Source organism: uncultured Clostridium sp., assembly GCF_937920395.1.
In the GTDB taxonomy this organism is placed as follows: domain Bacteria; phylum Bacillota; class Clostridia; order Clostridiales; family Clostridiaceae; genus Clostridium_AD.
Window position 1 is genome coordinate 1 of the sequence record NZ_CALEVF010000274.1, and the last position, 2,887, is coordinate 2,887.

Here is a 2,887-nt window from a genome sequence, read left to right on the forward strand (position 1 = left end):
ATAAATCCAGAATTACTGATAAGTATGTTTTTTGCCCACAAAATGAAATTTCACTGATATCAGTGACCCATTTCTGATTAGGTTTGTCGGATTTAAAATTCCTGTTTAATATGTTAGGTGCAATTTTCCCAACATCACCCTTATAAGAATTATATTTCTTCATTCTTACACAACAGAACAGTCCTAGAGAATTCATTAATTTTAGTACTGTCTTATGATTAATTATATATCCGAGTTTGTGTAATTCCGCTGTAATACCTGTAACCATATCTTTTTTTATTTTTATCAAAGAGTTTTATAATCTTTGACTTTATTTTTTTATACCTATCTGGTCTATTCATTCGTTTTATATAATAATAGTAAACACTGTGTGGTATTTTTGCTATTTGTATAAGTAGTGTGATTGTGTATTTATGCCTTAATTCATAGATTACTGTTACCTTTTCTTTGGTGTTTGCCTGGATTGAATTAAGGCATTCAATTTTTTTGTGTAATCTAGCTCCGCACTAAGACGTTCGTTTTCATTGTAAAGAGCCCTCTCCGTTTTTCATTACGAGGTACAAGTGCAGCGTCACCATGTAACTCCTGAATTTTTTCCCATCCTCTTATTGTTTGGGGAGCGACATCATATTTTCTGGCTAGAGCATTGCGTGAGCCATTATGGGTTTTCTTCCATTCATCAAGTATTTCTAAACGCTTTTCAAGCGTGTATTTTACTTTCAAAAAAATCACCCCTTCTATAAATAATTATAATACTTTGTCCAATAAAAGGGGAGCGGTTCACTTTAAGGGGAGCATATCAATTAATCTTATATTGTATGCCATTTTTAGTTATGTAGAAATATAACATAAATCTGATAATGAGCTAAACAATATTTAACAGTAAGTAATAATAAAGTTTTACTTACCATTAAATATTTTCTGCTTTTTCAAATTTGATAATAAATTCACTACCCTTACCAAATTCACTTTTTACTTCTATTGATGCAGAATGAATTAATAGTATATTTTTTACTATGGTTAATCCTATACCATTGCCCTCAATTTCATGTCTACTTTTATCCCCTCTATAAAGCCTTTCAAATATAAATGGTAAATCTTCTTCTTTTATTCCTATTCCATTATCTTTAACATTAATTATTACTTTAGAGTTACTTTTACTTATAGCTACATCTATATATCCATTTTTTTTATTGAATTTTACTGCATTTGATATAAGATTAATAAACACTTGTTTAAGCTTATCTTTGTCACCATGAATAATATAATTGACTTTGTTGTTTACTTTATAATTTAACGTAATGTTTTTGTCCTTTAAGACTGAAGAAAAATCTTCACATACAGAATAAATAACTTCTTTCATATCAATGTATTCGCATATTAATGGTAATTGCTCTGACTCAAATTTCTTCAATGTATTTAGATTATTTAGTAACTTACCAAACCTAATTACTTCATCATTTAATGAAATTAATCTTTCTATAGTTATTGGAAACACTCCATCAATCATAGCTTCTAAATTATTCTGTAAAATATTTAATGGTGTTCTAATTTCATGGGATATATCAGAAACAAGCCTTTTCCTTAATAAGTCTTGCTGTTCTAAATTCTCCCCAAGTGTATTTATACTTGTCAAAAGATTTTCAATTTCAGTTATATTACTTGTACTATTCGACCTTGAGTTAAAATCACCTTTTGATAAATCGACTGACATATCAGATACCGCCTTAATTGGAATTGAAAATTGTTTTGAAATATACAAACTAATTAATATGGTTATTATAAGTGTTGTCATTACACTTATCGCTATACTTACATTTACTGAAGTTTTAAAATTAATATCATCGTTAGATAATAAAACTGAAGAATATTGACCAATTACAACATACCCTACAATATTTTTACCAAATTTCACTTCATGATAGTTTGAACTGTATACGCCATTTCTTGAATTAAGTCGTGCTAGATGTCCTTTCTCATTCATATCATTTGGGTTCATTCCCCATAATTCTCTTTTATTTTTATCCAATAAGGTTAAACAATAATTACTCATATAAGCCTCATGCATCATTTCTGAACCAGAACTTTTACTCCAATTACCATCCCTTTTGTAAACTTCTTGGAAATATTCTACAATTCTACTATCTCTTTTTTTTTGATTATCTGCCAAATACTTGTTAAAAGTATTATTTATGCTTAAATTAACAAATAGAGAAGTTAATAAAATTGATATAATTGAGCTAGCAACTAAAATAATGCTAAGCTTTTTTCTTATGCTATACATTAATTATTACCTCCAAACTTATAACCAGCTTTAATAACTGTTATTATATATTTCGGATTTTTACTGTCTTCCTCTATTTTCTTTCTTAAATTTTTAATATGAACATCAATAGTTCTATCATAACCTTCAAAATCTAATCCAAATATTTTTCGAATTAATTGTTCTCTTGTTAATACCATTCCCTTGTTAATTGAAAGAGTATAAAGTATATCAAATTCATTTGGTGTAAGCATCATAGTAATATTTTTCACTTTTACCGACCTTTCCTCGGTGTTTATAATTAAATTGCCATTGTCAAAACTTAAAATTGAAGCATTATTGTTATTAAACCTTCTAAATAAAGCATTTACTCTCGCTGTAAGTTCTCTCGGACTAAAAAGTTTAACTAAATATTCATCTGCACCAATATTAAGTCCTTCTATTTTATCTTCTAATGATCCTTTTGCCGTTAGCATGAATATATATACCTCTGATGTTTCCCTGATAGCTTTGCATATATCTTCCCCATTAATATCAGGCAACATTAAATCAAGTATTATCAAATCAAATTTGTTTTCTTTAAATATTTCAATACCAGTTAATCCATTTAATGCAACGTAAACA

General features: G+C 27.9%; 4 protein-coding genes. All 4 read right to left on the minus strand.

What is annotated here, in order from left to right; translation table 11 throughout:
• Positions 1-289: IS3 family transposase (locus Q0649_RS17305; protein WP_298844931.1), on the minus strand; the 289-nt coding region annotated here is incomplete at its 3' end.
• 206 nt (positions 290-495) lie between these two features.
• Positions 496-723 carry a helix-turn-helix domain-containing protein gene (locus tag Q0649_RS17310; protein ID WP_298844932.1) on the minus strand — a complete coding sequence of 76 codons (228 nt, stop codon included), beginning with the start codon at positions 721-723 and terminating at the stop codon, positions 496-498.
• Positions 724-910: 187 nt separating this feature from the next.
• Positions 911-2,284 carry an ATP-binding protein gene (locus Q0649_RS17315; protein WP_298844933.1) on the minus strand — a complete coding sequence of 458 codons (1,374 nt, stop codon included), beginning with the start codon at positions 2,282-2,284 and terminating at the stop codon, positions 911-913.
• The coding region (locus tag Q0649_RS17320) for a response regulator transcription factor (protein WP_298844935.1) at positions 2,284-2,887 on the minus strand (604 nt) is incomplete at its 5' end. The genes Q0649_RS17315 and Q0649_RS17320, both read right to left, overlap by 1 nt.